This is a genomic window from Candidatus Avelusimicrobium alvi (assembly GCF_958451995.1).
Taxonomy (GTDB): Bacteria; Elusimicrobiota; Elusimicrobia; order Elusimicrobiales; family Elusimicrobiaceae; genus Avelusimicrobium; species Avelusimicrobium alvi.
This window is the reverse complement of sequence record NZ_CAUDSG010000025.1, coordinates 1-25,756: the sequence shown is the minus strand read 5'-3', so window position 1 is coordinate 25,756 and position 25,756 is coordinate 1. Positions and strand designations below refer to the sequence as shown.

24 protein-coding genes and 3 tRNA genes are annotated in these 25,756 nt (G+C 54.2%); 8 read left to right on the top strand and 19 right to left on the bottom strand.

Features of this window, described 5'->3' with window-relative positions; all coding sequences use genetic code 11:
- The first annotated feature begins 520 nt into the window (after positions 1-520).
- A tRNA-Ser gene (locus ACQY36_RS05780) sits at positions 521-605 on the top strand.
- A 248-nt stretch (positions 606-853) separates the two neighbouring features.
- On the top strand, positions 854-1,657 hold the full coding sequence (locus ACQY36_RS05775; protein WP_428078270.1) for an MBL fold metallo-hydrolase: 804 nt from the start codon (positions 854-856) through the stop codon (positions 1,655-1,657).
- A gap of 48 nt (positions 1,658-1,705) precedes the next feature.
- On the opposite strand, the gene ACQY36_RS05770 is transcribed toward ACQY36_RS05775, so the two are convergent.
- The gene (locus ACQY36_RS05770) at positions 1,706-2,233 is read right to left on the bottom strand and encodes a hypothetical protein (protein WP_428078268.1); all 528 of its coding nucleotides are present in this window, start codon (positions 2,231-2,233) and stop codon (positions 1,706-1,708) included.
- 423 nt (positions 2,234-2,656) lie between these two features.
- Positions 2,657-4,489 (bottom strand): DUF2207 domain-containing protein, encoded by a 1,833-nt coding sequence (locus ACQY36_RS05765; protein WP_428078266.1) that lies wholly within the window; start codon positions 4,487-4,489, stop codon positions 2,657-2,659.
- Between the two features lie 63 nt (positions 4,490-4,552).
- Between ACQY36_RS05765 and ACQY36_RS05760 the strand changes: the two genes are divergently transcribed.
- Positions 4,553-5,257 carry a hypothetical protein gene (locus tag ACQY36_RS05760; RefSeq protein WP_428078264.1) on the top strand — a complete coding sequence of 235 codons (705 nt, stop codon included), beginning with the start codon at positions 4,553-4,555 and terminating at the stop codon, positions 5,255-5,257.
- A 3-nt stretch (positions 5,258-5,260) separates the two neighbouring features.
- Here ACQY36_RS05760 and ACQY36_RS05755 read toward each other — a convergent pair whose 3' ends face one another.
- From ACQY36_RS05755 to ACQY36_RS05745, 3 genes are read right to left on the bottom strand one after another with little or no spacing between them, the layout of a single operon-like run.
- Positions 5,261-6,193 (bottom strand): sugar phosphate nucleotidyltransferase, encoded by a 933-nt coding sequence (locus tag ACQY36_RS05755; RefSeq protein ID WP_428056333.1) that lies wholly within the window; start codon positions 6,191-6,193, stop codon positions 5,261-5,263.
- Between the two features lie 8 nt (positions 6,194-6,201).
- Entirely contained in the window at positions 6,202-7,773 is a 1,572-nt protein-coding gene (gene malQ / locus ACQY36_RS05750) for a 4-alpha-glucanotransferase (RefSeq protein WP_428078262.1), read from the bottom strand.
- Positions 7,774-7,787: 14 nt separating this feature from the next.
- Complete coding sequence (locus ACQY36_RS05745) at positions 7,788-8,165, bottom strand: RidA family protein (RefSeq protein WP_428056329.1); 378 nt, start codon at positions 8,163-8,165, stop codon at positions 7,788-7,790.
- Between the two features lie 282 nt (positions 8,166-8,447).
- On the opposite strand from ACQY36_RS05745, the gene ACQY36_RS05740 reads away from it, so the two are divergent.
- A tRNA-Lys gene (locus tag ACQY36_RS05740) sits at positions 8,448-8,519 on the top strand.
- Between the two features lie 8 nt (positions 8,520-8,527).
- Positions 8,528-8,599 (top strand) — tRNA-Glu (locus ACQY36_RS05735).
- A gap of 161 nt (positions 8,600-8,760) precedes the next feature.
- On the opposite strand, the gene ACQY36_RS05730 is transcribed toward ACQY36_RS05735, so the two are convergent.
- Complete coding sequence (locus tag ACQY36_RS05730; RefSeq protein ID WP_428072184.1) at positions 8,761-9,612, bottom strand: bifunctional methionine sulfoxide reductase B/A protein; 852 nt, start codon at positions 9,610-9,612, stop codon at positions 8,761-8,763.
- Positions 9,613-9,724: 112 nt separating this feature from the next.
- Between ACQY36_RS05730 and ACQY36_RS05725 the strand changes: the two genes are divergently transcribed.
- Both ACQY36_RS05725 and ACQY36_RS05720 read left to right on the top strand, forming a co-directional pair.
- On the top strand, positions 9,725-10,756 hold the full coding sequence (locus ACQY36_RS05725; protein ID WP_428078260.1) for a hypothetical protein: 1,032 nt from the start codon (positions 9,725-9,727) through the stop codon (positions 10,754-10,756).
- A 48-nt stretch (positions 10,757-10,804) separates the two neighbouring features.
- A complete protein-coding gene (locus ACQY36_RS05720) occupies positions 10,805-11,605 on the top strand; it encodes a hypothetical protein (protein WP_428070741.1) in 801 nt (266 codons plus the stop codon).
- A gap of 216 nt (positions 11,606-11,821) precedes the next feature.
- Here the strand turns inward: ACQY36_RS05720 and ACQY36_RS05715 are convergent, their stop codons facing one another.
- The 5 genes from ACQY36_RS05715 to ACQY36_RS05695 all read right to left on the bottom strand — a co-directional run bounded on the left by ACQY36_RS05715 (position 11,822) and on the right by ACQY36_RS05695 (position 15,146).
- Complete coding sequence (locus ACQY36_RS05715) at positions 11,822-12,373, bottom strand: type IV pilin protein (protein WP_428078258.1); 552 nt, start codon at positions 12,371-12,373, stop codon at positions 11,822-11,824.
- Positions 12,374-12,598: 225 nt separating this feature from the next.
- Complete coding sequence (locus tag ACQY36_RS05710; RefSeq protein ID WP_428070745.1) at positions 12,599-13,159, bottom strand: type IV pilin protein; 561 nt, start codon at positions 13,157-13,159, stop codon at positions 12,599-12,601.
- A 106-nt stretch (positions 13,160-13,265) separates the two neighbouring features.
- The gene (locus ACQY36_RS05705; protein WP_428078256.1) at positions 13,266-13,847 is read right to left on the bottom strand and encodes a hypothetical protein; all 582 of its coding nucleotides are present in this window, start codon (positions 13,845-13,847) and stop codon (positions 13,266-13,268) included.
- 74 nt (positions 13,848-13,921) lie between these two features.
- Complete coding sequence (locus ACQY36_RS05700; protein WP_428070749.1) at positions 13,922-14,464, bottom strand: prepilin-type N-terminal cleavage/methylation domain-containing protein; 543 nt, start codon at positions 14,462-14,464, stop codon at positions 13,922-13,924.
- Positions 14,465-14,558: 94 nt separating this feature from the next.
- The gene (locus ACQY36_RS05695) at positions 14,559-15,146 is read right to left on the bottom strand and encodes a MarC family protein (RefSeq protein ID WP_428070751.1); all 588 of its coding nucleotides are present in this window, start codon (positions 15,144-15,146) and stop codon (positions 14,559-14,561) included.
- Between the two features lie 190 nt (positions 15,147-15,336).
- Between ACQY36_RS05695 and ACQY36_RS05690 the strand changes: the two genes are divergently transcribed.
- A complete protein-coding gene (locus tag ACQY36_RS05690; RefSeq protein ID WP_428070753.1) occupies positions 15,337-16,707 on the top strand; it encodes a chloride channel protein in 1,371 nt (456 codons plus the stop codon).
- 43 nt (positions 16,708-16,750) lie between these two features.
- Here ACQY36_RS05690 and ACQY36_RS05685 read toward each other — a convergent pair whose 3' ends face one another.
- The 8 genes from ACQY36_RS05685 to ACQY36_RS05650 all read right to left on the bottom strand — a co-directional run bounded on the left by ACQY36_RS05685 (position 16,751) and on the right by ACQY36_RS05650 (position 25,517).
- Positions 16,751-17,263: a type IV pilin protein gene (locus ACQY36_RS05685; protein WP_428078254.1), complete on the bottom strand. Its 513-nt coding sequence runs from the start codon at positions 17,261-17,263 to the stop codon at positions 16,751-16,753.
- A 126-nt stretch (positions 17,264-17,389) separates the two neighbouring features.
- Positions 17,390-18,613, bottom strand: coding sequence for an adenosine deaminase family protein (locus ACQY36_RS05680; protein ID WP_428057601.1), 1,224 nt, complete (start codon positions 18,611-18,613; stop codon positions 17,390-17,392).
- Between the two features lies 1 nt (position 18,614).
- Positions 18,615-20,015, bottom strand: coding sequence for a cysteine--tRNA ligase (gene cysS, locus ACQY36_RS05675; protein WP_428078252.1), 1,401 nt, complete (start codon positions 20,013-20,015; stop codon positions 18,615-18,617).
- Between the two features lie 3 nt (positions 20,016-20,018).
- Positions 20,019-20,585 carry a hypothetical protein gene (locus ACQY36_RS05670; protein WP_428057597.1) on the bottom strand — a complete coding sequence of 189 codons (567 nt, stop codon included), beginning with the start codon at positions 20,583-20,585 and terminating at the stop codon, positions 20,019-20,021.
- A complete protein-coding gene (ispD, locus tag ACQY36_RS05665; RefSeq protein WP_428078250.1) occupies positions 20,582-21,736 on the bottom strand; it encodes a 2-C-methyl-D-erythritol 4-phosphate cytidylyltransferase in 1,155 nt (384 codons plus the stop codon). The genes ACQY36_RS05670 and ispD overlap by 4 nt, the downstream gene beginning before the upstream one ends.
- A 7-nt stretch (positions 21,737-21,743) precedes the next feature.
- Positions 21,744-22,691 (bottom strand): PIN/TRAM domain-containing protein, encoded by a 948-nt coding sequence (locus ACQY36_RS05660; RefSeq protein WP_428057593.1) that lies wholly within the window; start codon positions 22,689-22,691, stop codon positions 21,744-21,746.
- Positions 22,692-22,848: 157 nt separating this feature from the next.
- Positions 22,849-24,216, bottom strand: a complete 1,368-nt coding sequence (radA, locus tag ACQY36_RS05655) for a DNA repair protein RadA (protein WP_428070762.1) — start codon at positions 24,214-24,216, stop codon at positions 22,849-22,851.
- Positions 24,217-24,224: 8 nt separating this feature from the next.
- Positions 24,225-25,517 (bottom strand): MlaD family protein, encoded by a 1,293-nt coding sequence (locus ACQY36_RS05650; protein ID WP_428070763.1) that lies wholly within the window; start codon positions 25,515-25,517, stop codon positions 24,225-24,227.
- Positions 25,518-25,756: the final 239 nt, after the last annotated feature.

Below are 25,756 nucleotides of genomic sequence, written 5' to 3'. Positions count from 1 at the left end.
AAAAAAAAAACAAATCAACCCCCTTGCCGGGGCAGGGCCCAGAGGCTGGGCTCCCTTCTCTGGCCTGGCCAGGGCTCGGCAAAATACGGCACTTTTAGATACTTGGGAGAGAAACATTCGGGGATGCAAAAGCTTTCCGGGGGGTGGTTCTCTATGCGGATACATCCGATTAGCGGAGCCATACTATTTAAACAATGTTGCCAAGTACCGTAAAAACACCGTTGTCGTTTGCCGTTAATCCGGCCATTTGCCCGTCTATAAAATCCGTTTTACGCGGGAGAAGCGTTTGATTTATCTGAGCGAAGCGAGTTGTAAAACGCGCCGCGTAAAACTGGATTTTATGGGCACCGGCCGGCAGTCTTTTTGTTCCTTTTTCTGCTGTCAGAAAAAGGAAAAGACGAAAACAGAAAGATTCCCAGCTATATCCTCAGCAACGCCGCCAGGCAGAGCATTCTGCAAGCAAACAGTGAGATCCCGCCACTTCCCTTTACGGTCCGAAAATTAATAGAATAGGAAATAAGGAGAGGTGGCCGAGTGGTTTAAGGCACTAGTCTTGAAAACTGGCATACCGCAAGGTATCGAGGGTTCGAATCCCTCCCTCTCCGTAGAAATTTAAAACCGCGCGAAAGCGGGGTTTTTGATTTCTAAAGAGAGTATGGAGCGGCATAAACTGCTTTATGCCGCGTCGGGATTTGAAGCCCGGAGCGATGTTTTGGTTTGCGCCTGCAAGTGTGCAAGGCCAAAACCGCGAGGGCGGGCCCGGGCAAAATTTTCGTCAGAAAATTTATGCAGGGCGAATCCCTCCCTCTCCGTAGAAATTTAAAACCGCGCGGGCTTTCATAAACTACAAAATATGTCTTCTAAACTCATTCTGCTCGGTACGGGCAACGCGCTCGTTACCAGATGCTACAACACCTGTTTCGCCCTGCAAAACGGCGCGGAGTATTTTTTAACCGACGCAGGCGGCGGCAACGGCATTCTCGCCCAGCTGGAAAAGGCCGCTATCCCGGTGCCGGCCATCCGCCACCTGTTCCTCACCCACGGGCATACGGACCATATTTTGGGCGTCATCTGGATTATCCGGCTGGCGGCGTCGCTTTTTACGCGCGGGAAACACCCCGGGCTCACCATCTTCTGCCACGACGAATGCGAACAAAAACTCCGCGCATTCTGCCAAATGACTCTAACCGCCAAACTCCAGGCGGTGCTGGACCGCGGGATTCATTTCGTCCGCCTGCAAGACGGGGACCAATTTCAGGCGGCGGGTTTTACCTGCACCGCATTTGATATTTTATCTTCCAAAACCAAACAATTCGGCTACCGCGCCGTTCTGCCGGACGGACAAACATTGGTCTGCCTGGGGGACGAACCGTACAATCCGGCCTGTAAGCGTTACGCGCAAGAGGCGGACTGGCTGCTGTCCGAAGCGTTTTGCCTCTACTCCGAGCGCGAACAATTTAAACCCTACGAAAAACACCACAGCACGGCATTGGATGCGGCGCGCACGGCGCGGGAACTGCACGCCAAAAACCTGGTGCTGTATCACACGCAGGATAATAACCTGCCCGAACGCAAACGGCTGTATACCGCCGAAGCGAAAACGGAATTCTCCGGCCCGGTATTTGTGCCGGACGATTTGGAAACCCTCTCGCTGTAACGCAAAAAGCCCCGCCTAAAAGCGGGGCTTTTTACAGGTCCCATAAAATTAACTTCTGTACGGATCCGGAGCGGGTTCTTCCTCTTCGTCAAAATCTTCTTCTTCGGCGCGGATGTCCTGCGCAAACTGCGCCCAGTCTTTTCCGGCGGCCTCAAAGTTGATGTTCAGCCCGGTGTTGGAATACGGGCCGAACACTTTATCCTCTCCGGCAAAAATGTTTTGCTCCAGCGTAATTTGCAGCAGGAAATTATCCGGCCGGTTATAGGACGAACAGCACCCCGCCGGCGGCGGCACCGGGCGCATATACAAAGAGACTTTTGGCTCCAGCATCGTCCAGTTATTTTCTTTACGTTCGGCCAGCGTTTCGGCAATAAAATCCGAGATATAAATAGCCTCTTCGTCCTTCACGGCCACCAGCCGTTCGGCAAACACGGAAGAGAAAACGCTTTCCCCTTCGCAGTATAAGCCGATTTGGTACTCCATAAATTCGCCTTCACTGCCGGGGTTGGACCAAATGGTCAGCGGCGTGATTTCCAGCTCTAAATGTCCGTGTTCACCAAATTTAATTTTTGCCATAGAGTCTCCTTACGATAATATGAAATGTAGCAAAAAATAACGCTGTGCGCAAAACTCCGGCGCAACGCGGAAATATATTCAAAATACAAGCGGCTCCCCCCGCGCAGGATTTTGAAATACAGTTCCAGGCGCGGCGGAGCGACGCATATTTAGACATATGCGAGCTCCGGCGCAACGCGGAAATGTGTTCAAAATACAAGCGGCCACCCCCGCACAGGATTTCGGCCGGTAGTTCTAGGCGCGGCAAAACGAAACATAGTACAGCCTATGCGAGTTTTGCCGCAACAACGAAATAACGCCGAAATACAAGCGGCTACCCCCGCGCAGGATTTTGAAATACAGTTCCAGGCGCGGCGGAGCGACGCATATTTAGACATATGCGAGCTCCGGCGTAACGCGGAAATGTGTTCAAAATACAAGCGGCTACCATCCGCCGCCGCCACCGCCGCCCCTCCCTCCGCCGGAACACCCCCCTCCGCCAAATCCGGAAGAAGAACGCCCGGAGGAAGAGGATGGGGGAGAATGGGCCGCCGCGCAAAGCGCATTTGAAAAAACGGTAAATTTACCGCCCGACACAAAACCGAAGCCGCGGGAATGGGCCGCACGCTCGGCGGCGGACCCGCCCAGCTCGGCCTGAAGCGTACGCTGCCACTTGTTTTGTACGTCCAACGCGGCGGCATAGGGCAGATAATCGCAATACACCCGGGCGGCGTCCGTCGGGTCGGACGCGAACACGCGGTATTTTTCGGCTACTTCCAAATACTGTAAAAATCCTTCAATTCCGTCCATATGCCGCCGCCCCAGCGGGGTATACGCCCGCACCAGATAATAAAACACAATGCCCGGCGTAAGAGCAACCCATACCAACACGGTCTGCGCCGCGCCCAAAAGCATAAACAAGAGCACCGCCAACACCAAAAGCGCATACCGGCCAATGCTCACCACGCGCGGCCAAAACCTTTTTAAAATTCCGCCCAGCATACCGTACAGCCAAAAAGCCATAAAAGCGGCAGTATACACCGCCGTAAAGCGCGACGGCCAGTCCGCCTTCGCCCCCAGCGCGCCGATGAGCGCGGCCGCAAACAAAAACGTCGGCGCGTTATACCAAATGTTCCGGGCAAAAAGCCGCCCTCCCTCCCACTTTTTCAGCGCGCGGCGCACGGAAGCCCCCGCGGCCTGAAAAACAGTGTTATAACGGTTGTTCACGGGCAGCTGCGTGCGGGATTCAAATAATACGTTTACCAGAGCCTGTTCTTCGCTTGAAAGCAAAACGGGCGTCTGCAATTCCGTACGCGTCAGCGTGAATGTTCCCGAATCGTTTTTGGTTACGCTTATACAGCCCTTCTGCACCAGCGACATAATGATAACGGAAAGCATTGGGGAGTCACACTTCATCCGGCGCACATAACGCACCTGAGCAGGAGACAGGCCGGACGGCGGCTCAAACTGCCGGAGCACGCGGGCCTTCGGGTCCCTCCCCGCCCAATACCACGCGCACGCATAATACACGAGCAGCAACACCCACGCCAGCGAAAACCAGCCGATTTCCCGCCCATACCCCGCCAGGCCGGAAGTGATTTTTTGGGCGGCGGAGGGTTCTTTTACAACGCCTTTATTCCACGCGGCGGAAACAGTAAATCCCTCTCCGGCGGCCAGCGGGCGGGTGGTAAAAAAGAAAGAATCCCCCGACGCACGCGCCGCCGCGGGGCCGCTATCCCCCGCATAGCCGGTGTAGAGCGACACGCCGCCCGGAACGATTTGCGCTCCCTCCGGAAGCGTCAGCCGCAAAGAAGCGGACCGGATAGGGAACTGCCACTCGTTTCCGGTTACGTTCCAGTAAAACTCGTCAAAATCTTTTTGAAAGCGCACCGCGCCCTGCACGCGGTAAGAAATTTCGTAAATATGCTGCCCCGGCGGCAGGGCCGCGTCTTTATCGCCGATATACAGCGTCCGCCCGGCGCGGGAAGATTTTACCGTATACGGTTCCGGCCGGCCGGCGCGGCGCACGGAAAGAATCTCGTAACCGGACAGGCCTTTATCGGGCAGTACGCGGAAAATGCCCCGCCGGATTTTATCCGCCGCCGAACGCACCACAATGCGCTCCGTTACCTGTACGGAAGAATCGGCCGACACCGCGGCAAACGCGTCAAAGCGTTCAATCGCCTCCCGTGCGGAAGCCGCCGAGGAGACGGCCGGCCAAATAAACAGCGCCGCACCCAGAAAAAGGAAGCATAAAAAGGCGGGGATTTTTTTCATATCAGCTTTATTATATATTTATTTTCACTTCATTTTGATAGAATATAACAAAGGATTCTTAATATGCGTTATATTCTCTATTTATTCACGATGGCGCTCCTGTTTGTGGGCGGAATGATGGTGGGAAATATGTACCTGCCCGAACGCGCGGCCACGCTGGCCGCGTCTGTTTCCGTGCCGCCGCTTAACCAGGACAACCCCGTCTTAAAAAGCACCACCCGGCAGACGGCGGCGCGCAATCTGGATATTTTAAACCAGGCCCTGCAGTCGTGCCCCGTGGTGGTAAACGAAGAAAAAGACCGGCTGGTCAACCAAATCCGCCTGCTGCTGGCGGTGGAAGATTTTGAAATTAAAAAAGCGCGGCTGGAGCTTGAAATGGCCAAAAATACGGACACCAACCGCCCCACTTCGCAGTTTATCCAGGCCGCGGCGGATTACAACGCCGCCCGCGAATACGCCGAACGGCTGGCGGACGAACTGTTCCCGATGCCGGAACCGGCCGCCGAAACGCCGGCCGCGGCCGAAGGAAACGCCGCCCCGGAAACCGCCGGCGAAACCAAAGCCTCCCAAGCGGCTCCCGCCAAAGAAAAATCCGCCAAAAATACGGCTAAACCCGCAGCGGACAAAACCGATAAAAAAGACGGGGCCAAAACGGATTCTTTCCAAGCCGCCGCCAAAAACGCGGCCAAAAAACAAACCGCCGCCATCAAAAATACCGATAAAAAATCCTCTCCGGACAAGACCGAAGAGGACGCTGCAAAAAAATAATTTTTACCGGTTGTACTTGTCAAACACCGCGTGAAACGCGGTTTTTTTATCCAGTTTCGTCTGAGGCCCCACGATAACGTCTTCCAGCGAGGAGTCCTTCAGTTCCGCTTCATACGCCACGGAAACATACGGCCCAAGCACGCAGTTTTCGGCTTTTACGCCGTCCGCAATCCAGCACGGCGGCACAATTTTATTGTTTTTTTCCAGTTCCGGCGACACGCGGTGGTGCCGGTCCAGCAGCAGGCGGTTGGTTTGCAGAAGCACTTCCACGGTGCCGCAGTCAAACCAGTCGTTCATCATCACGGGCGCAATTTTAACGCCGCGCGATAACAAGACGGACAGCGCATCCGTCAGCTGAATCTCGTTTTTAACCGTTTTGCCCGAGCGGATGACTTCTTCCAGCGCGTTAAATAATTGGGCCGAATCCAAAAACGAATACGCGCCGATAATCGCCAGGTTGGATTTGGGATGTTCCGGCTTTTCTTCAAACGAAACGATATTGCCGTCTTTTAAATCCACAATCCCGAAGCGCGACGGGTCCGCCACCGCCTTGATGCCCACGGCGTTCTGCCCGCCGAACACCAGCGGCTTTAAATCGCCGTCCACAATGGTGTCTCCCAGCAGGATAAAACAGGGGCCGGACACGGCTTCTTTTGCCAGATAAACCGCATGGCCCAGGCCCCGCGGTTCGGGCTGTTCTACAAACACCGTTTCCAAATGCGGGTAACGCGCGCGGACAAATTCAATAATCGCTTCTTTCTTATACCCGACGATGAACACCGCCTTTTTTATCCCCAGGCTTTCCACCTGGTCCAGAATATGGCCCAGGATGGGTTTACCCGCCACGCTGATCATGGTTTTGGGCATATGCGCGGTATAGGGCATCAGGCGCACCCCTTTTCCGGCGGCGGGAATAATGGCGGTAAATGCAGGCATAAGCGGCCTTAGGCGCGGCCCGTCTCCTTTAATAATTCGCGGTACATCGCCAGCTGCGGCGCGTAAACTTCGGCCGCCTGCCGGGGCGTGTATTCGCTGCGGTAGGTCCAGTTTTCGTCGCACACGGTGCCGGGCGTGTTTACCCGGTCCAGCGTGCCAATAATGTCCTGCCACGAAAAAAGCGTAATGGCGGAATTGGAATCCAACACCCGACGCAAAATGGCGCGCTGGCTCCAATCGTCAAACGGCACGTTGCCGTCAGTCTTTTGGGCGGAAATCATTTCCCAGATGTTGGCGCGCTCGTGCGGGTCCATGGTTTCCCACCAGCCGCGTACGGTTTCGGTGTCGTGGGTGGACGTGGTGGCTAAAGAAACCTGCGGGTAATGGCGCGGCTCGCGGTAGTAGCCGTTGTCCTCGCGTTCCCAGCGCAGCACTTTGTAGCCGGGAATGCGCAAATCAATCAGCATCCGGCGCACATAATTGGGAATAACGCCCAAATCTTCGCCCACGGGCAGTTTGCCGGCCGCTTCTTCCAGCACCATTTTTAAGAAATTATATCCGCGGTCAATCTGGTTTTGTTCGCCCTCTACGTCAAACGCGCCGACCTCATCCCCCGGCGCAAACACATACGTGCGGAAAAACCCGACCAAATGGTCCAGGCGGAAAATGTCGTACAGTTCCGTTACGCGGCGGATTTTGCGCCGCCACAAACCCAGGTTATGGGCGTGTTGGTAGCCCCAGTCGTACGCCGGGAGCCCCCAGCGCTGGCCGCCCTTGGAAAACTGGTCCGCCGGCGCGCCGATTTCCCAGCCCAGGCGGTAATTTTCCCGCTCGGACCATACTTCGGCGCTGTCCAGATTGGTGCCGAAGGGAATATCGCCAAAAATCAAAATGCCTTTATCCTGCGCAAAGGCTTTGGCGCGGCGCAGCTGCAAATCCAGCACCCATTGGACATAGGAAAAGTAGTTGACGTATTCGCGGTACTGGCTTTCAAACGTATCCACGGCCTGTTTTTGGAAATTGCGCAGGTCTTCGGGCCACTCGGTCCAGGTCTGCCATTTGTAAAATTCTTTTATCGCGCGGAACAGCGAATACCCGCGCAGCCAGCCGGACTGGGCGGCGCAGTAGGCTTCAAACGCCCGGGCGCGCGGACTGCCCGCCGCCGCTTCCGTTTCCAAAAAATACTGGTAGCCGAACCATAATGCTTTCAGTTTGGCCTGTTTAACCGCGAAAAAAGGCGCTTTTTTGGCGCTGCGCCATTCGGCGATTTTCGGCGCCAGGGACGCGACAAACTCCCGCGCGCGCGGGCAGGCGGCCACGTCCGGCACGTCGGAGATATCGGCGTAGACGGGGTCGGTTGCGAACGCGCTTAAAGCGGAATAGGGGCAGGTTTCGCCGGGGGCGGTTTCCTGCAAGGGCAGAATCTGCACGATTTTCGTTCCCTGGGAGGCGAAAAACTCCGTCCATTCCCGCAGGGCCGCAAAATCCCCCACGCCCCAATCGTTTTCCGTCTTCATGGCGGAAAGCGGAAGCAAAATGCCGTTTACGCGGCCTGAAAGCACCTGGTCTTGAATCGTCATTAAAAAATCCTTCTTTATTTTTTAGCCACGGCTTCAATTTCCACCGCACTGCCTTTGGGAAGAGCGGCCACCTGAATGGTGCTGCGGGCGGGCGGATTTTCTTTAAAGAAAGCGGCGTAAGTGGCGTTCATTTCGGCAAATTTGGTTAAATCCGTCATAAATACGGTGGTTTTAACAACATTTTTAAGCGAGCAGCCGGCTTCTTTTAAAATATTTTCCAAATTGTTTAAAATCAGTTCGGTTTGCACCTGCACGTCGCCGCTGTAGATTTCGCCGGTAACGGGGTCAATGGGGAGCACGCCGGAAGTGAATACGAAGCCGCCGTCTTCAATGGCTTGGGAGTAGGGGCCGATGGCCTTGGGGGCGCTGGTGGAGTTAATAACTTTTTTCATATAAAACCTCGCAAAATAATTTCCGGTCCGCCGGGCGGTCCGTTTGTTATATGGTATCAAGCGCGGCGGGGGTTGTCAAACCCTTTTGGGCCGAACTCCGACGGGCCAGAAGAGATTTGACGCGCCAAACGCAAAAGTGTTATAATAAATTTATTAAGAAAGGCCGCCTCAAAAATATAAAATAAAAATTCTTGTGTGCGCGCTAAATTTGTAGTATAATATTTATGTTGGGTTTAACCCGATCCAAGATTAAACCCCGATAGTTCTTTTGACTGCTTTTTTGCGCTCGTAGCTCAGTGGTAGAGCATCCGCCTTTTAAGCGGGGGGCCGTGAGTTCAAGTCTCACCGGGCGCACTTTTAATGCCCTCTTCGTCTATCGGTTAGGACGTCGGATTTTCAATCCGAAAAGAGGAGTTCGATTCTCCTAGAGGGCGTTTTTTATTTGTATTTAGACAGTTAGGCGTTTTACAAAGGAAGAGGCCGAGATCCCTCTTCCTTTTTCGTTTTATACACTTCTATTATCCCGCCCTATACCCTTATTAAATAAGTACCCCAAGCACCCTGCGCGCGGCCGGAGAACCACGGCCTGGAAGGCCTAGAAGCGTTTTACGCGGCGGTGGCAATATGGCTGAGTGCCTTTGCGTTCATAATAGCGGTGATGGTAATCCTCCGCCGGCCAAAACGCGGATGCGGGCGTTACGCGCGTAACTACCGGGTATCCTTTGTGTTTCAGCTCGTCAATCACCCGTTCGGCCGCTTCACGCTGCTTGGGCGCGGTGTAAAAAATTTCCGAGCGGTACTGCGCGCCGATATCCGGCCCCTGGCCGTTTTCCTGCGTCGGGTCGTGGATTTCCATAAACCCTTTGACCAGCGTCTCAAAACTCACCTGTTTGGGGTCAAACACAATGCGCACCGCTTCGGCGTGCCCGGTTAAATTGCCGCACACCTGTTCATACGTCGGGTTATCCACATAGCCGCCCGTATAGCCGGGCTCAATGCTCAGCACCCCGGGGAAGTTCTTCATCAAATGCTCCACGCCCCAAAAACAGCCGCCCGCAAAAATGGCGGTTTCCCCCGGCGCGTCTGCCTCTTTTTTATCCGGCTGAAACACGAGCGAAACGGAATTGACGCAGTGGCGCGTATTTTTGGGCGTTAAATTTTCCCCCTCAAACACATGCCCCAAATGTCCGCCGCAATGCGCGCACACGATTTCGGTGCGCTCTCCGTCTGCATCCGGGACGCGTTTCACCGCGCCGGGGATTTCCGCGTCAAAGCTCGGCCAGCCGCAGCCGGAATTAAACTTATCCGCGCTGTTGTACAGCGGGGCGCCGCACCGGCGGCATAAGTACCGCCCGGAAGCTTTATGCCGGTAATACTTGCCGCTGAAAGGCGGTTCGGTTCCTTTATCTTCAATTACCCGTTTTTCTTCGTCGTTTAACGGTTTCATAACGTCCCCCTTTGTTTCATCGTACCCGTTTGCACCGCCCGGGTCAAGCGGCAAAACGGGTTAGCCTGCCCCCGCGCGGCCAGAAAAGTTATAATATAACCGGAGACAGCCTATGAAACCATTTTTTATTTTTATCTTATGTGCGTTTTTGGCGGCGTGCAGTTCCATCATCCCGTATAAAGACCAAAATTTAGATTACCTCCAGGGCATTGAAAAGGATCCGGCGGCTTACCGGGGGAAAGTGGTGTCTTTCGGCGGGGAAGTGAAAGGCGTTACCGAAGATGCGCTGCGCCTGCGCCTGGTGCTTAAAGTGGACGCGCCGCTGTACTACTACGCCACCGGGCAGGGAAACGCCCTTTCGTACGAACTGCTGCTGGTAAGCTTTAACAAGCGGGGTATGCCGCAAATGACGGGGATACAAAAAGGGCGGCACGTGAAAGTGCTGGCGCGCGTGAGCAGTTACGAAACGCGGAAAAATTTTACGGGCAAAGACATTGTGGTCCTGCATTTAATCGCATTCGCCGTTTCCGACCGCACGAAAAACCAAGATTTTTTCCGCCCTGAACCGCCGGACAGACAGCTGTACGAATCGTGGAAAAAGGGACGTCTGTTTTTTGAAGAATCGGCCCAGGATATTATAGAACGCTACCCCGCGCCCGCGCCGCGCGCTTTGCCCGTGGTAAACGCCGCGCCGCCGCTTACGCCCCCCGCGCCGGAGGAAAAACCCGCCGAGCCCCGGGGCATTGTGTTTGACGCGGAAGAGCCGCCCTTTATCCTGCCGCCGGACCCTGCGCCCGCCGAAGCGGAAACGGCAACGCCCGCGGCCAATGCCGCGCACACCGCCGAAACCGCCGGACCGGAAACCGCTTCCGCCACGCAAAATCCAACCGGTAAACAGGCGGCCTCTGCCGAAACGGAAGCGGCAACGCCCGCCGCAGACGCTCCGCACACCGCCGAAGCCGCCGAGGATACCGTAAACACTTTGCCGCCAAATAAACCGGCGGAAGAGACGCTCCCGGCCGAATCCGCTGCCTTACAAACCCAATCGGAGCCGCAGGCCGCGCACGGCGCCGCGCCGTCGGACAAAACAGCGGCAGCCCCCGCCGGCGCCCGGCCCGAACCGCAGGCCCCCCTTGCAAAATAAAATAAATATACTACAATGAGGATATAACCTCTTGTACGGAGTATCCTTATGACAAAAGCCTTCGCCGCCCTCTTGCTGTTGGTCTTTAGTCCGTGCGCCGTCTTCGGCCAAAACGCCTACCAGATATTAAAATCCGTCCCCAAAGCAACTCTGGCCGCCAAACCCGGCGCCATCGTCAGCCGGCATTTACGGGCCCCGGCCTCCAGCGCCAGACTGGCCGCTAAAGTCGCCAACCTTCCCCATCCGTCGGAAATCAGCCATTTTTACCAAAACCAGGTATTCCACAATAAAAGAGGAACGGTGGTGGTGCCGCAAATCCACATCATTACCCGCTTCCCCGCTCCTGTTTTAAAAGACCCGTCTTCCCTGTGGGGCAGCTATCATTATATAAGCGCGCTGACCAAATTATCCCGCACACCGGGCGCCGTACATCCCAAATATGCCCACAAGTGGAAACATATTCAAGCCACCACGCGTTACAACGGCGTACACCACATCGTCAATAAAAGCACGCTGAAAGTAATTTACGAAGAAATGAAACAAAAAGCCATCCGGAACGGCCGTCCTTTTACCGTCAATCTGGCCGATATGCAGCGCGATGCGCCCGGCTCCTTACATCCGTTCCACGGCCGGCCCGAGCACGCCGTAGTATTTCACAACCTGGACAGCCAAATGAAGCTCTACCGCCAGGGCGGAGTAAAAGCGATTGTGCAGGATTATTTTGCACAGCTACAGCGTTTCCGGCTGTTATACCCGAAGGAAGCGCCGTTTATTTCGGATGAAGTAATTCACAACACCCTGCTGGAAGCGAAATTATGGAGTGATATGTTCCACTTAAAATGGGAATGATTTTTCCGTTTACCGTCTGAAACACCCCGGGCTTTAGCCCGGGGTTTCTTTTCCCGGTTGTACCTGCTTTGCAGCCGCCGACAAAAAAGAAAAACACGCCTTTTTCCCGCGGCAGGCCTTTCATTCATCCCCGGGCTTACGCCCGGGATGTTCTGTTGAGGTATCCACAAAAAAGACCCCGCCAAAAGCGGGGTCTTTGTCTATTAACAGTTAAGACTAAGCGGAAATTTCGCTGGAAGGGTAGGTGGGTTCCGCATAGGTGTCCACACCTTTGTAATCCGCGCACAGTTCCTTGTCATCGGCGGAAATACCTTCGCACTGGGGCTGGCCCGGGTCGTCGTATTTCTTGTAGATGGTGTAGGTATACTGGCCGGTGCCCACGCGTTTGGCGGTAATGCCGGAGTTGTTGCCGGTATTGGTGCTAGTGCCGATTAAGGTCATCATAAAACCGTTACCGCTGGTGGCGGCCACTTTCGTATCCGTACAGCTTTTATTCTGTTCCTTGGTCAATTTGGTGCAGTACGTAGAAGCAGCGGCGGCGTTGGCGGGAGCCACGTCCAGCGCGGTCCACGTGGTGGTATAGTTGCCCGTTTTCATCTTGTATCTCTGCTGGGCGTTTACCACGGTGCCGATTAACGTATCCGCTTCCGCCGTGCGGCTTCTTTCCACCGCTTTAAAGTAAGCGGGCATGGCCATCGCGGCCAAAATGCCGATGATCAAAACAACCACCAGCAGTTCAATCAGGGTGAACCCCTTTCTATTATTCATAAAACCTCCTACAGTTTTATATACCTGAGTTTATATAACTACTAAACTACCCCTTTAGTTTATCAGTAAAAAAACTAAAAATCAAGTTTTTTCCGCGCGCTTACTCCCTGCAGACAACTTATTAAACAACCATAAAACTCCCCGGGCTTACGCCCGGGGTGTTCTATTAAGGTATTCATAAAAAACCCCGCTACTAAGAGCGGGGTTTAAATCAAACACAATAACTTACGCGCCGGCTTTTACTTCGGTGGAAGCATAGGTCGGGGTGGCGTAGGTGTCCACGCCTTTGTAATCCGCGCAGAGTTCTTTGTCATCGTCGGAAACACCTTCGCACTGCGGCTGGCCCGGGTCGTCGTATTTCTTATAGATTTTATAAGTATACTGGCCGGTGCCCACGCGGGAAGCTACCACGCCGGAGTTGTTGCCGGTGTTGGTCGTGGTGCCCAACAGTTCCATGGCAAAGCCGTTACCCACGGTGGCGGCGTCTTTGCTGTCTTTGGCGCAATCGCCCTGGTTGTCCTTGGTCAGCTTGGTGCAGTACAAAGACTGGGCGGCGGCGTTGGCGGGAGCCACGTCAAGCGCGGTCCACGTGGTGGTGTAGTTGCCCGTTTTCATTTTGTATCTCTGCTGGGCGTTTACCACGGAGCCAATCATCGTGTCCGCTTCCGCGGTGCGGGAGCGTTCCACCGCTTTGAAGTAAGCGGGCATGGCCATCGCGGCCAGAATACCGATGATCAAAACGACCACCAGCAATTCAATCAGGGTGAAACCCTTCTTATTATTCATAAAACCTCCTACAGTTTTATATATTTTTGAAGCCTGTATGCAGTCTTTAAAAGACTACTCCTTTAGTTTACCAGTAAACTTTCAAAAAATCAAGACCGGTTTGTGCCTATTCCCGCGCGGAAGCGGCCGCCGGCTCAGCGGTCTGCTTTGCGCCGGGTTCGGCGGCGGTTTTACGCATAATAAAAGGCTCTATATATTTAGAGAACTTGCCGCAAAACCATTTACCGGCCACACCGTCCCCGTCGCAGGCAAAAACCGGCTGGGGAAACGCTTCCGACAAAGTATATCCCGCCGGGCCGCCCGCGCGCACCGCGTAGACTTTCCCCTCTTTTCCGTCTTGGCTTATTTCAATACCGAACGAAAATCCGTCTTCGGCCCGCAAAAGCGCTTCCTGCGAAAAAGAGAAAAAACGCTCTTCCCCGGGTTCGCCCGCGGGCGCAAAAATCCCCTGCATTTCGCCCGTTTCCGGTATATACCGCTCCAGCGCCTTCCAGTCCCGCGTATAGGTTTTGTGATTGATAAAATACAGGTTTTCGGCCGCCGCCGCGTTCACCAGCGCGGCCTCGGCCGCTCCGGCGCGGGAACGTTCCAGCGTCCAGACGTAATGCGGCGCGGCCGCCGCCGCGAGCAGAAGCACAATCCCCAGCAACACGGAAAAACTTTTCCACGAAAATTTCTTTTTTTTCATATTTCCCCCTTGGTTCTTCTATTATAACACTAAAAAAGCGGCCCGCATAAAAACGGGCCGCTTTTTAAATCTCTTTAAGGCTGCCGCGGGTCCGGCGTCAGCTGGTCGGGCCGTTCCACGCCCATATAATCAATGCAGATTTCCACGTCCTGCTCGTTACTGACATCCGGCACGCAAATAATGCGGTTGTTTTCAAACGCGCGCACCAGCTTATAGGTATAGTTGCCGCGGCCCACGCGCGTAGCCACAATATACCAGTTATCCGCGCCGTCCTGCTCAAACTCAACGGCAAAACCCGGGTTCGGTTCGGGCTTGGTGGAGCCCCCGCGCGTGTAGAAAATAGTGTTGGTTTCGCCGTTGGTATAGTCGTTATCCGCCGTAGGGAAACGGATGACGGGCGGCACCGCGTCCAGCTTGTGCCACACCGGCGTAAAGCGCGAAAAACGCACCCGATAGCGAAACTGAGACTGGACGGACGAACCTATCAAATTGTCCGCCTCGGCAATTCGCATACGTTCCAAAAAACGCCCGTAGTACATAAACGCGATGACAGACAGGATGGCCATAATAATAATGACTATAAGCACTTCAATCAGGGTAAATCCCTTCTTGCGCATACGGCACCTCTTAGTAACTGAAATATTTTGCATCCTTACACGGAACAAGCCAAAATTCCATCCGCCCGCCGCGTTTATCGGACGGGGCCCCCCGCTACAGGCTTATAAAGGCCGAAATACCGCCCATCACCATATCTACGGACATTAAGATCAGTATCATACCCGTCAGGCGTTCAATGGCGATTAAGCCGCGTTTTCCCAGCAAATTGCTTAACGGAAACGACATCATCAAAATAACCGAGTTAATCAGCGACGCGACGATCACCGCCCCCAGCGTAATGAATTTATTGGACTGCTGCGCCGCGGTAATCATCACCATAGACAGCGCGGCCGGCCCCGCCACCAGCGGAATGGCCAGCGGCACGACAAAAGGCTCGTCTTCTTTGGGGTCGTTCTTGGGTTCTTCGTCGCCGCCGAACACCAGTTTGACGGAAATAATAAATAAAATAATGCCGCCGGCGATACTCAGCGAATACTCGTGAATGCCGAAAGCCTGCAAAAACCATTTGCCCAGAAATAAAAAAGCCACCATAATCAACAGGGCAATTCCCAGCTCGCGCAGCAGAACGGTTTTGCGGCGTTCCGGGGCTACTTTTTTAAGCGCGGCGATAAACAGCGGGATATTGCCAAAACCGTCCATTACCAGCGCCAGCGTAATGACGGACGAAATAAACGAATCCATAAATACGGCTCCTTACAGTGTTAAATTTTGCATTTTTCCGGCCAAGCGGGAACGAAACGGCCGGGGTTCTTTTCATATAGTATAGCAAAATTACTACTTTCCGGCTCATCCGCCCGGCAGAAACGCCAACTAGTCTATTTTCAGGGTGTATTTTGTGTACGCCCGGAAACCAATTTTGTAAGATATTACTATGCTTACTGAACATAAAAGCAACGTGATTAACATTATTAAATGGTTTTTCCTGGCCACGGGCATCGGGTGCATCGTGGGCGTGTTAGACGCGGTGTTTTTAAAAATGCTGGACGGAGCCATTAAATTTCGCAATACCATTCCGATGTTCTACCTCGGCCTTCCGTTTGTACTCTACGGGGTGGCGCTGCTGGCGCGCAAAGTAGCCAAGCGCGATAAAGACTATTCCACCGACGCCGTTATTAACAAAATCAATTCCTACCGTCCGATTTCGTTTATCTCCATTTTTAAAGGGTTCACCCTGTCCATCGTTACGATGGTAACGGGCGGCTCCGCCGGCAAAGAAGCCCCGTGTGCGGACGTGGGCGCAGGCATTTCCTCCATTATAGCGCGGGTATTTCGTATGAACCTGGAAGACCAGCGCAAAATGATGATTTGCGGCGTAAGCGCGGGGTTTGCGGGCGTTTTCGGCGTGCCGATTTCGGGCGCGCTGTTCGGCCTGGAAGTGCTGTGGGTGGGGCATATTTTTTACGAAGTGATGTTCCCCGCGCTGGTAGCCGGAATCACCGCCTTTCAGGTAACCTCTTTTCTGGGAGTGGACTATATTTACCATCCCCTGCATTTTGTGCCCGTATTTTCCGAAAAATTCTTTCTTAAAATGATTGTGGCCGGGATGTTTTTCGGCCTTGTATCCATTTTGTTTATTGAAATCAGCAAATTCGTGCGCGTACTGTTTCGGTATCTGGCGCTGCGGACCCGGCTGTTTTGGGCCTGCGCCGCGGGCGGCCTGGTATTGGTGGCCATCGGCTATTTTGTCTCGCCGCTGTACCTGGGCCTGGGGATGCCCGGCATTGATATGGTGCTAAGCGGCAACCCGCCCGCTTCACCGTTTGGGTTCTTATATAAGATTATCACCACGTCCGTCACGTTTGCGGCCGGCGGCATCGGCGGCATCGTAACGCCTATTTTCTTTGTGGGCGCGCAGGCCGGCGCCATGCTGGCGGACTTTCTGCACGTGGACAGCGCCACCCTTGCCGCCCTGGGCCTGGTGGCGGTGCTGGCGGGCACGGCCAATACGCCGCTTTCGGCCAGCATTATGGCCATTGAACTCTTCGGCCCCGCCATTGCGCCGTATGCCACGGTGGCCTGCGTAATCAGCTTTTTGGTAACGGGCCAGCAGAGTATTTATCCCAGCCAGCGCATTTCGTTGGACAGCGGCAAATCCGCCGACGGCCCCAGTATGCCCATTGATTACGGCAAACGCCTCCAGCACACCAAAATACCGTACCGCAAAACGATGTTTAAACAGGCGTTTAAGCAGATGGTAAAACACTTAATCCCCAACCCCAAAGGTTTTGACGACGAGAAATAAACAAGCCCCGGCAAAAACCGGGGCTTGTTTATGTTTAACATGGTTATTCAAAAAACCAAGCTTGCGCCACCGTATCGTATTTAGCTCCCAGCTTGGAGCAAAGAGCTGCTTCATCTTCCCCGGTATATGCAGAGCACCGAAAACGGTTGTTATAGTGAATGTCCCCTCCGCCGTCATAACCAGCGGCAAAATAATCTACGACAAATTTCATTTTTTCGTTCTCCGCTGAAATTACCGCCCCACAGCTGCCGTTACTGCCGCAGATTACCTCATCCAAATAAAAAGTAAAATCTTTTGTTTGGGGAACTTCAATATCCAACAAGGTCAGACATTCTTCAGAAGAACAGGACACATTCCCTCCACTGGCCAACCAAAAAACATCCCATGCGTCACTTAAACTCTTTAATACGGGTTTTACAGTAGCAATACGCGCCTTATTTACCGCTTTTTCGTACTGCGGAAGCGCGACAGCCGACAAAATACCAATGATTAACACGACCACCAACAATTCAATAAGCGTAAAACCGCCTAACCGCTCCATATTTGCATTTTTCATGTTTGAGTTCCTTTTTGACAAATTTTGCTGATACGCAAAATATATCAAAAAAAAAAAACAATACAACCCTCCGCAAAATAAAAACCCCCGGACCCAAAAGTCCGGGGGTTTTGTAATTCATTTAACTCAGTACAGCGGCACGCCGTATTCTTTGGCGAGCGTATTGTAGCGGTCAATCACTTTGCGCACAAAACGGCGTTTTTCCACGTAACTGCCGGGGAAGAAGCCGCTCTTAAAGCCCGCGATGACGATATTTTTCAGCTCTTTGGGCGAAAGCGGCACATTGCGCACCAGCAGTTCCATTTCTTTGGTAACGGTGGTGTTGGAAACCAGGCGGTTATCGGTATTAATGCTTACCGGCAGGCCGCGTTTAATCATTTCCTTAATCGGATGGTCTTTAACAGATTTGATTTCCGGCAGCGTTTGCAAATTGCTGGTCAGGCACACTTCAATGCCGATGCGCTCGCTGGCGATGTAATCAGCCAGGGAATTGACGTAGCCTTCTTTGTCTTTTACCTTTTTATCTTTAATCATCGCGGCCGCAAACAAATGCGTGCCGTGGCCCAGGCGGTTGGCGTAACAATCGGTAATGGCCTGGAAAATGGATTCGGGGCCATACGCTTCGCCGGAGTGCACGGTTTTGCGGATAAAATGTTTGTGCACATAGCGGTAAGCGTCCAGGTGGTCGGCGGCCGGATAGCCGGCTTCTTCGCCGGCGAGGTCAAACCCCACCACGGGCAGTTTTTCCTCTTTAGCCAGCTTTACCACCATTTTCGCCAGTTCCAAAGACGCAATGCCGAAAATTTCGCTTTTGTTAGACTGCGAAAGCGCCTTAATCAGCGTGGAATAGTACGGCGACATAAACTGATTGAAGTTGCGCATCGCGCACGCGATGACGCCAAAATGAAATTCCAAATCTTCGTCTTTTTTAACGGCGGCGGAAGCGTTATGCTCTTTTTTCGCGCGCTCCAGCCCGCGCACCACCGCGCGTACGGCGTCCTGCGCGGTCAGCTTGTCGCCGGCGTGCAGCTGCGGCGCAAAACGCACTTCCAGGTAACGCACGCCTTCGGCCACGGCGTCCTGCCCCAGCTCATAGGCCACGCGCTCAATGTTTTCCGCGCTTTGCATCACCGCGCCGGTATACGAAAAGCCCTTTAAATACTCCACGAGCGAGGCGTATTTATCTTTAAACACCGTTTGGCGAAGACCTTTTTCGGTATACGCCGGGAGTTCCACCCCTTCTTTTTGGGCGAGTTCAATCAGCGTGGAAAGCCGCAGCGAACCGTCCAGATGGACGTGCAAATCGGCTTTCGGAATGCGCTTTAAAAATTCGGCGGGCACTCTTTTCATATTATTTTTTCTCCGCTTGTTGGCCCTTCGGCGTATCTTTTACGATATAGCCGGCCCGGGCGATGGCGTCACGAAGTTCGTCGGATTTTTTCCAGTCTTTCGCGGCGCGGGCTTGCGCGCGCTCGGCCAGCAGTTTTTCCACTTCGGCGGGGAGTTCCTGCCGCGCGGGCGCGGATTGTTTAAATAAATCAAGCGACAAAATACTGTCGGCAAACTGCAGGAAGGCCAATTTTTCGCCCGCGGACAACTCCGCCGAGCGCACGGCTTCCCACGTAACGGCCAGCGCTTTGGGGGCGTTTAAATCGTCTTCCATCGCGGCGGTGAATTTATCTTTCCACGCGCGGGCGTTCTCCGTGTCCTGCGCGGCGCCGCCGGCGGCTTCCTGCGCCTGCTGCGCCAGCGCGCGGAGGTTTTTTAAGCTCTTGGATGCGCTGTCCATACTTTCGTACGAAAACTCCAGCTGCGTGCGGTAATGCGCGCCCAGGCACAAATAGCGGTAAGCCAGCGGCTCGTAACCTTTTTCTTTCAGCACGTCCAGCGTAACAAACGTACCGCCGGACTTGGACATCTTGCCCGAACGCAAAATCAAAAATTCGCCGTGCACCCAGTAGTTGACGTATTTCTCGCCGGTCGCGGCTTCGCTCTGGGCGATTTCGTTGGTGTGGTGGATGGTAACGTGGTCTATGCCGCCGCAGTGGATGTCCAGCGTGTGGCCCAGGTACTTCATCGCCATGGCCGAGCATTCAATATGCCAGCCGGGGAAACCGACGCCCCACGGGCTGTCCCACTCCATTTGGCGTTTTTTGTCTTTGGGCGAAAATTTCCACAGCGCAAAATCGGTCGGGTTGCGTTTTTCGTCGCTCATTTCCACGCGCGCGCCGCCCTGCAGGCCGCTGATGCGGGCGTGGCCGACCAGGGCGTCGTAGCGGTCAAACTTGGACGTGTCGTAATAAATCCCGTCGGACGTACGGTACGTATAGCCTTTTTCTTCCAGCGTTTTGACCAGCGCAATCATCTCTTTAATATGTTCCGTCGCGCGGCTGACGACGCTGGGCCGCGTGCAGTGCAGGGCGTCGTAATCGGCCCAGAATTTCGCTTCGTAAAATTTGGCGATGTCCCACGCGCTTTTGCCTTCGCGCGCGGCGCCGAGTTCCATTTTATCTTCGCCGTCGTCGGCGTCGGACATCAAATGCCCCACGTCCGTTACGTTCATCACGTGTTTTAACGGATAATGCAGGCGCAAGGTGCGGGCCAGCAGATCCTCAAAAATATAGGTGCGCAGATTGCCGATGTGCGCATAATTGTACACGGTCGGCCCGCAGCAGTACATGGTAACCTGCTCGGTGTGAAGCGGTTTAAATTCGTCTTTGTGGCGGCTTGCGCTGTTATACAAATGCATCATAAATTACTTGGCCTCTTGAATCAACTCTAAATACGTAGACGTAATGGTGCTGAAAAACAGGGTGCAGGTGGACTGGCCCACATCGTTGGCGGAGCGTTCGCTGAGCATACAGCGCACCTCAATGTCCGAAAGCGGATTGACCGCCCCCACGCTGCTTATGGCGTACGTAAACCCCACCGGGCGGTATTTGCGCAGAGCCACGGAATAGGCTTTATCAATTGATTTTTGAAATACGCCCATCTCTTTGCGCGCGGCCGAAGGGCCTAATTTAAATTTGCGCGCGGCCACGTTTACCACCACGTCGCCGTAGCTGCCGTAGGTGCTGGCGATATTGTCGGAAGTAAAATCTTCGTCTTCGCCCAGGGGCGCTTCTTCGGTCTGCACGTCCGCTTCGCCCAGAACGGAGGGTTCGGACGGAATATCGGACGTAAATTCGTAATAGGCTTCGTTGCCGGGGTAGCGGGAGTAATCAATCCCCTGGGTAACCTGTTTGCGCGAGCGGTAATCCGTGCTGCTGCACGCGGCCGCCAGCGCCGCCAAGAGAAAAATGGAAATGACACGAATGTTCATACGTTGCTCCTTATTTTTAATGTCGCCACGGCGTGGCACATGGCCGCTTCCCCGCGGCCGATTTCGCCCACGTGCTCGTGGCTTTTTGATTTAAAACTGACGTTCCCCTCCGGCATTTCAAACACGTCCGCAAGCGACTTGCGCACCGCGGCGTAATGCGGTTTTATTTTGGGTTCCTGGGTGATGATGGTAGCGTCTATATGCGTGATTTCGGCGTTTTTCGCGCGTACGATTTCAAGCACTTTTTTGGCGATGGTTACGCTGGAAATGCCCTTGATGGACTCATCCGTCGGCGGGAACAGCACGCCGATTTCCCCCTCGCACAGCGCGCCCAAAACGGCGTCGCACACGGCGTGGAGCACCACGTCCCCGTCGCTGTGGCCTAAAAATCCTTTCGTATGCGGGATTTCCGCCCCGCCGATATAGAGCCTGCGCCCCGGTTCCAGGCGGTGCAAATCAAAACCGAACCCCGTGCGGTAAATCGTTTTATCGTCCAAGAGAGCCTCCGCAAACAGTAAATCTTCCGGCGTGGTGATTTTGTTGTTTTTATAGTCCGACTCCACCACGCGCACTTTTACGCCTAATTTTTCCACCAGCTGCGATTCGTCCGTCGCGTCTTTCTGCGCGCCGAATTTTTCCAGCGCTTCGGCCAAGAGTTCCCGGCGGTAGCACTGCGGCGTCTGCGCCGCCCACAGCGCGGAACGCTCCGGCGTTTTTTCCACCACGCCGTCCGCGCAAATTTTTACCGTGTCTTTAACCGGTACGGCCAGCACGGCCGCGCCGTACTCGCCGGCGGCCTGCAGGCACGCTTCCACACGGGCCGGGTTTACCAGCGGGCGGGCGCCGTCGTGCACGGCCACGGTTTCGGCCTGCGGACTGGTTTTTAAAAACCCGTTCATAACCGACTCCATCCGGGTGCTTCCCGGGTCGGCGTATATTAAATCCGAAAAGTGTTTGTTCAGCTCCGCCCGGTTCTCCGCCGGCGTAACCACCACAATCTCGCGCACCGAAGGCACTTGTTTAAGCGCGTCCACCGTACGAACAAGAACGGGTTTCCCGCCGAGCGGCAGCATTTGTTTGGGGCGGCCCATACGCGTGCCGCTTCCTCCCGCCACAATCACCGCTGACGAAAAACCCGTCTTCTTATTCATAAAAACCTTATTTAATTTTGGCAAAAATCATCCGGCCGGACGAGGTTTGCAAAATGGAGTACACGGCCACTTCCGCGCGCTTGCCGATGTATTTGCGGCCGTCTTCCACCACCACCATGGTGCCGTCGTCCAAATACCCGATGCCCTGTTCTTTTTCTTTGCCGTCTTTCATAATGAAAAGCGACATACTTTCCCCGGGCAGCACCACGGGTTTTAAAGCGGTGGTAAGGTCCGCGATGTTCAGCGCAATCACGTCGTGCAGCGCGGCGATTTTGTTGACGTTGAAATCCAGCGTTACCACTTCGGCGTCCAGCGCCGCGGCCAGTTTGACCACGCGCTCTTCCATAGATTCCGCCTTCGGCGTTTTGGAAGTGATGCGCACGGACACTTCGCTCAGTTCCTGCAAACGCGTCGCCACGTCCAGCCCGCGGCGGCCTTTGGCGCGTTCCAGCGGGTCCTTGGAAGCGACCATTTCGTTCAGCGCGTCCAGCACAAACACCGGCAGTACGATAATGCCGGAGAGGAAATTGATTTCGCACAAGTCCACAATGCGCCCGTCCATCAGCGCGGTAACGTCCGCCACTTTCAAGTGGTGGCCGGTATAAGAAAGCCCTTCCAGGTCGCGCGATTTAACCAAGCTCGCGATGACGCCGAAAATAATCAGGCCGATTTCAATGTTACGCCCGTACTGGGCCCAAAAATTCATCACGGCGCCGTTGGCGAAGTTCAATACGCCGTAGTCAAAAAACACATACAGCATATACCCCAGCAAAAAGCCGGAGCATGCAATCATAATTTTAATCAGACGCAGGCGTTTAAACAGCACTTCCCCGCCTACGACAAGCGCGCCGCACAGCAGGCCGGCCAGCAGGCTCATCCATTCTTTGTCAATAAAATTGTAGGTAAGAAAAGGAAACGCCACCAGCGTGGAAATACGGAAAATCCAAATAGGCATATGCCCTCCAAAAATACGGGGAAAAACTCCCCAAATAAGACCCGGCGGCAAGCAGCTTGCAGCCTAGCTATATTTTAGCACTTTGCGGACGTATTTTGCATAATTTCTTGGGCGGCGGATACGACGGACGAAACGGGAAGAGAAAACGGCCCCGTCCTCAGCGCAGTTTGAGGACGAGGTCGTTCAAATCGGAAAGCTCCGCAAGCGAAAGCGTTTTAAGCTTCTGCTTCTCGGTTTTGGTAACGGCGGCGGCATAGGCTTTTTTAAACCCCAGCCGCTGGGCTTCTTCCAGCCGGCGGTCAATCAGCGGCACTTTGGCCACCTGGCCCAGAATGCCCACTTCGGCCATAAACACGCTGTCGGGCGCGATGGGCACGTCTTTACAGGAGCTGATGACGGCGGCGCAAACGGCCAGGTCCAGGGCCGGGTCTTTTAACTTGACGCCGCCCGCGAGGCTGACGAAAATGTCTTTATTGTCCAGAGACAGGCCGACGTGTTTTTCCAGCGCGGCAAAAAGCATTAAACAGCGATTTAAATCCACCCCCGTGGCCACGCGGCGCGGGAACGGATAACGCGTGGGCGAAACGAGCGCCTGAACCTCGGTTAAAATCGGGCGCGAGCCTTCCAGCGCGAGCGAATACGCGCGGCCTTTTATCGCGCGGTCGCGCGAGGTTTGGGCAAAGTATTCGCTGGCGTTTTCCACGGATTCCAGCCCCTGCCCGGTCATTTTGAACAGGCCGATTTCGCCGGTGGAGCCAAAGCGGTTTTTATGCGGGCGCAACAGACGCAGGACATTGTCTTTTTCCGTATCAAAATACAGCACGCAGTCCACCATATGTTCCAAAATTTTCGGGCCGGCGAGTTCGCCGTCTTTGGTTACGTGGCCGAGCACAAAAGTGATAATGCCTTTGGGTTTGCACAGCCGCACCAGCTCGCTGGTGCATTCGCGCACCTGCGCCACGGTTCCGGCCGAAGAGGTAAATTCGGGATGGTACACGGTTTGGATGGAGTCCAAAATCAGCACGTCGGGGCTGACCTGCTCCACGGACTGCACGATTTTCTGCACGTCCGTTTCGCAGTGTAAAAAGATATTGTCCCCTTTTACGTTTAACCGCTGGGCGCGGCCCGAAATCTGGCCGATGCTTTCTTCGCCCGAAATATACAGCACTTTGAGGGTTTTGGACAGTTCCGCCGCCACCTGCAGCATCAGCGTGGATTTGCCGATGCCCGGCGCGCCGGCCAGCAGCGTCAGCTGGCCCTTTACAAGGCCTCCGCCGAGCAGCCGGTCAAACTCGCCGATATGGGTTTCAATGCGCGGCTCCTGCACCGCTTTGCTTTCGGAAAGTTTGACGATTTCAGACGAAAAATCCGTAAAGCTGCGCGTACGCGCGGGCGCTTTTTTGCTCTCCTGCTGTTTGACTTCTTCCACCAGCGAGTTCCACTCCCCGCACTCGGGGCATTTGCCCGCCCATTTGGGGGATTCATAACCGCATTTCTGGCAGACGAAAACCGTTTTAAACTTCATACGCGGCCTCAGCTTCCGGCCATGGCGGCCAGCCCGAAGAAGGACGAAATGTCCTGGTCGTTAAACGAAATATTGGCTTTGACGGCGAAATCGTTGGTTTCCAGCGCGTCGCGCGCCCAGGCGCCCACGGAGAAAAAGCGGTTGAAGCGGAAGTCCACGCCGTAGGAAAGATTGGGCTTGTTAAACAGCCGGCCGTTAATCGTGCGGTCGCGGCCCCAGTCGGAGAATTCACCCGTAAAGGTAAAGCGTTCCAAAAATTCCCGGTCGTAGAAGGGCTTTAACTCCAGCGCCACGCCCCCCGCGCCGCGGATAAGACCCGCCGACACGGTGGCCCACTGGTTGTAGAGGCCGAAGCGGACGTCAAACTTGTTCTTTTCCAGGTAGTCTTTGGAATCAAGTTTATCGTCTTCGTTGCCGATGTTGGCGATGCCCGCGCGGTAGAACGTATAGCCGCTGGAGGGATAGATTTCAAGCGCCAGGTCGCTCGTGGCGAGAGCCGGGCCGGGCATATAGAAGAAGTCGTAATCCCAATACACGCGGAAGCGGCTCATCTTGCCCACAAAGGTTTTTACTTCGCCCATCGTTTCTTTCAAATCTTTCACGCTGGATTTTACATCCTCTTTCATCTGCGGGTCTTTAATCAGGCTGCCGATGACGCCCTCGCCCTGTTCCAGGCTGGTCATCAACGAATCCGCCTTGGCCATCAAATCGTTTAAGCGCGCGGAGGCCACGTCCAAATTTTGCACCGAGCGCGACAGGTACGGCTTCATCTGCGCGACCAGCTGGTTTAAATTGGCCGACAGCTGACGGACTTCGTTCATCGTCTGGTTGAGCTTGTCGCCAAACTGGCCCTGGTTGTTGACGCTGTCCACAAACTCTTTAATGCTGGACATCGTCTGCGTAATCATCGCGTCCATCGGCAGTTCGTTGAGGCCCTCCACATATTCGCCGCCTTTTAACAGGCCGGCGGAGGGATTGCCCTGCACGATTTTTAAGTATTTGGAGCCGATGATGCCCGTCATCACCACGCTGAACTGCGCGCCGCGGTAAATAGGCGTATCCTCGCGGATTTCGGCCACGACGATTACATCGCCGTTTTCAATTTTAATTTGCTTTACCTTGCCCACTTCCACGCCGGAAAGTTTGACCGGGGCCTTAATGGGCAGGCCGGATACGTCGGCAAATTTAATGTTTAAATCGTACGAACGGGTAACTGAAAACCCGCCCAAAAAATACAGCGAAAAGCCGAACACGATGATTCCCAATACGGTAAAAATACCCAATTTGGTTTCTGGTTTCATTTCTTTCATCCTTTGCGTCTAAAATATAAACAAATCGTCCTGCTAAAAACGGTAATTTCTGACATCCGCCGTACCCTTTCAGCGGTTATAAATTGCGTCTGCCGTGCTGTTCCAGCGGCCATAACCTGTGCCCGCTGTGCCGTTTCAGCGGCCATAAAGACGTCCGCCCGGCATATATTTTCCACATTTTTGAGATAAGTTTTTGTTTTCTTTGCTTATCTCACGCTTCAGTTTCAAGG

Coding starts and splice junctions, on each gene's coding strand:
- ACQY36_RS05725 (WP_428078260.1), top strand. CDS start 9,725: ATGAAACCATTTTTTATTTTTATCTTATGTGCGTTTTTGGCGGCGTGC.
- ACQY36_RS05660 (WP_428057593.1), bottom strand. CDS start 22,691: ATGCCTATTTGGATTTTCCGTATTTCCACGCTGGTGGCGTTTCCTTTT.
- radA (WP_428070762.1), bottom strand. CDS start 24,216: ATGAAGTTTAAAACGGTTTTCGTCTGCCAGAAATGCGGTTATGAATCC.
- ACQY36_RS05690 (WP_428070753.1), top strand. CDS start 15,337: ATGCTTACTGAACATAAAAGCAACGTGATTAACATTATTAAATGGTTT.
- cysS (WP_428078252.1), bottom strand. CDS start 20,015: ATGATGCATTTGTATAACAGCGCAAGCCGCCACAAAGACGAATTTAAA.
- ACQY36_RS05700 (WP_428070749.1), bottom strand. CDS start 14,464: ATGCGCAAGAAGGGATTTACCCTGATTGAAGTGCTTATAGTCATTATT.
- ACQY36_RS05710 (WP_428070745.1), bottom strand. CDS start 13,159: ATGAATAATAAGAAGGGTTTCACCCTGATTGAATTGCTGGTGGTCGTT.
- ACQY36_RS05680 (WP_428057601.1), bottom strand. CDS start 18,613: ATGAAAAGAGTGCCCGCCGAATTTTTAAAGCGCATTCCGAAAGCCGAT.
- ACQY36_RS05705 (WP_428078256.1), bottom strand. CDS start 13,847: ATGAAAAAAAAGAAATTTTCGTGGAAAAGTTTTTCCGTGTTGCTGGGG.
- ACQY36_RS05715 (WP_428078258.1), bottom strand. CDS start 12,373: ATGAATAATAGAAAGGGGTTCACCCTGATTGAACTGCTGGTGGTTGTT.
- malQ (WP_428078262.1), bottom strand. CDS start 7,773: ATGACGATTCAAGACCAGGTGCTTTCAGGCCGCGTAAACGGCATTTTG.
- ACQY36_RS05755 (WP_428056333.1), bottom strand. CDS start 6,193: ATGCCTGCATTTACCGCCATTATTCCCGCCGCCGGAAAAGGGGTGCGC.
- ACQY36_RS05685 (WP_428078254.1), bottom strand. CDS start 17,263: ATGAAAAATGCAAATATGGAGCGGTTAGGCGGTTTTACGCTTATTGAA.
- ACQY36_RS05650 (WP_428070763.1), bottom strand. CDS start 25,517: ATGAAACCAGAAACCAAATTGGGTATTTTTACCGTATTGGGAATCATC.
- ACQY36_RS05670 (WP_428057597.1), bottom strand. CDS start 20,585: ATGAACATTCGTGTCATTTCCATTTTTCTCTTGGCGGCGCTGGCGGCC.
- ACQY36_RS05765 (WP_428078266.1), bottom strand. CDS start 4,489: ATGAAAAAAATCCCCGCCTTTTTATGCTTCCTTTTTCTGGGTGCGGCG.
- ACQY36_RS05775 (WP_428078270.1), top strand. CDS start 854: ATGTCTTCTAAACTCATTCTGCTCGGTACGGGCAACGCGCTCGTTACC.
- ACQY36_RS05745 (WP_428056329.1), bottom strand. CDS start 8,165: ATGAAAAAAGTTATTAACTCCACCAGCGCCCCCAAGGCCATCGGCCCC.
- ACQY36_RS05770 (WP_428078268.1), bottom strand. CDS start 2,233: ATGGCAAAAATTAAATTTGGTGAACACGGACATTTAGAGCTGGAAATC.
- ACQY36_RS05720 (WP_428070741.1), top strand. CDS start 10,805: ATGACAAAAGCCTTCGCCGCCCTCTTGCTGTTGGTCTTTAGTCCGTGC.
- ispD (WP_428078250.1), bottom strand. CDS start 21,736: ATGAATAAGAAGACGGGTTTTTCGTCAGCGGTGATTGTGGCGGGAGGA.
- ACQY36_RS05730 (WP_428072184.1), bottom strand. CDS start 9,612: ATGAAACCGTTAAACGACGAAGAAAAACGGGTAATTGAAGATAAAGGA.
- ACQY36_RS05760 (WP_428078264.1), top strand. CDS start 4,553: ATGCGTTATATTCTCTATTTATTCACGATGGCGCTCCTGTTTGTGGGC.
- ACQY36_RS05695 (WP_428070751.1), bottom strand. CDS start 15,146: ATGGATTCGTTTATTTCGTCCGTCATTACGCTGGCGCTGGTAATGGAC.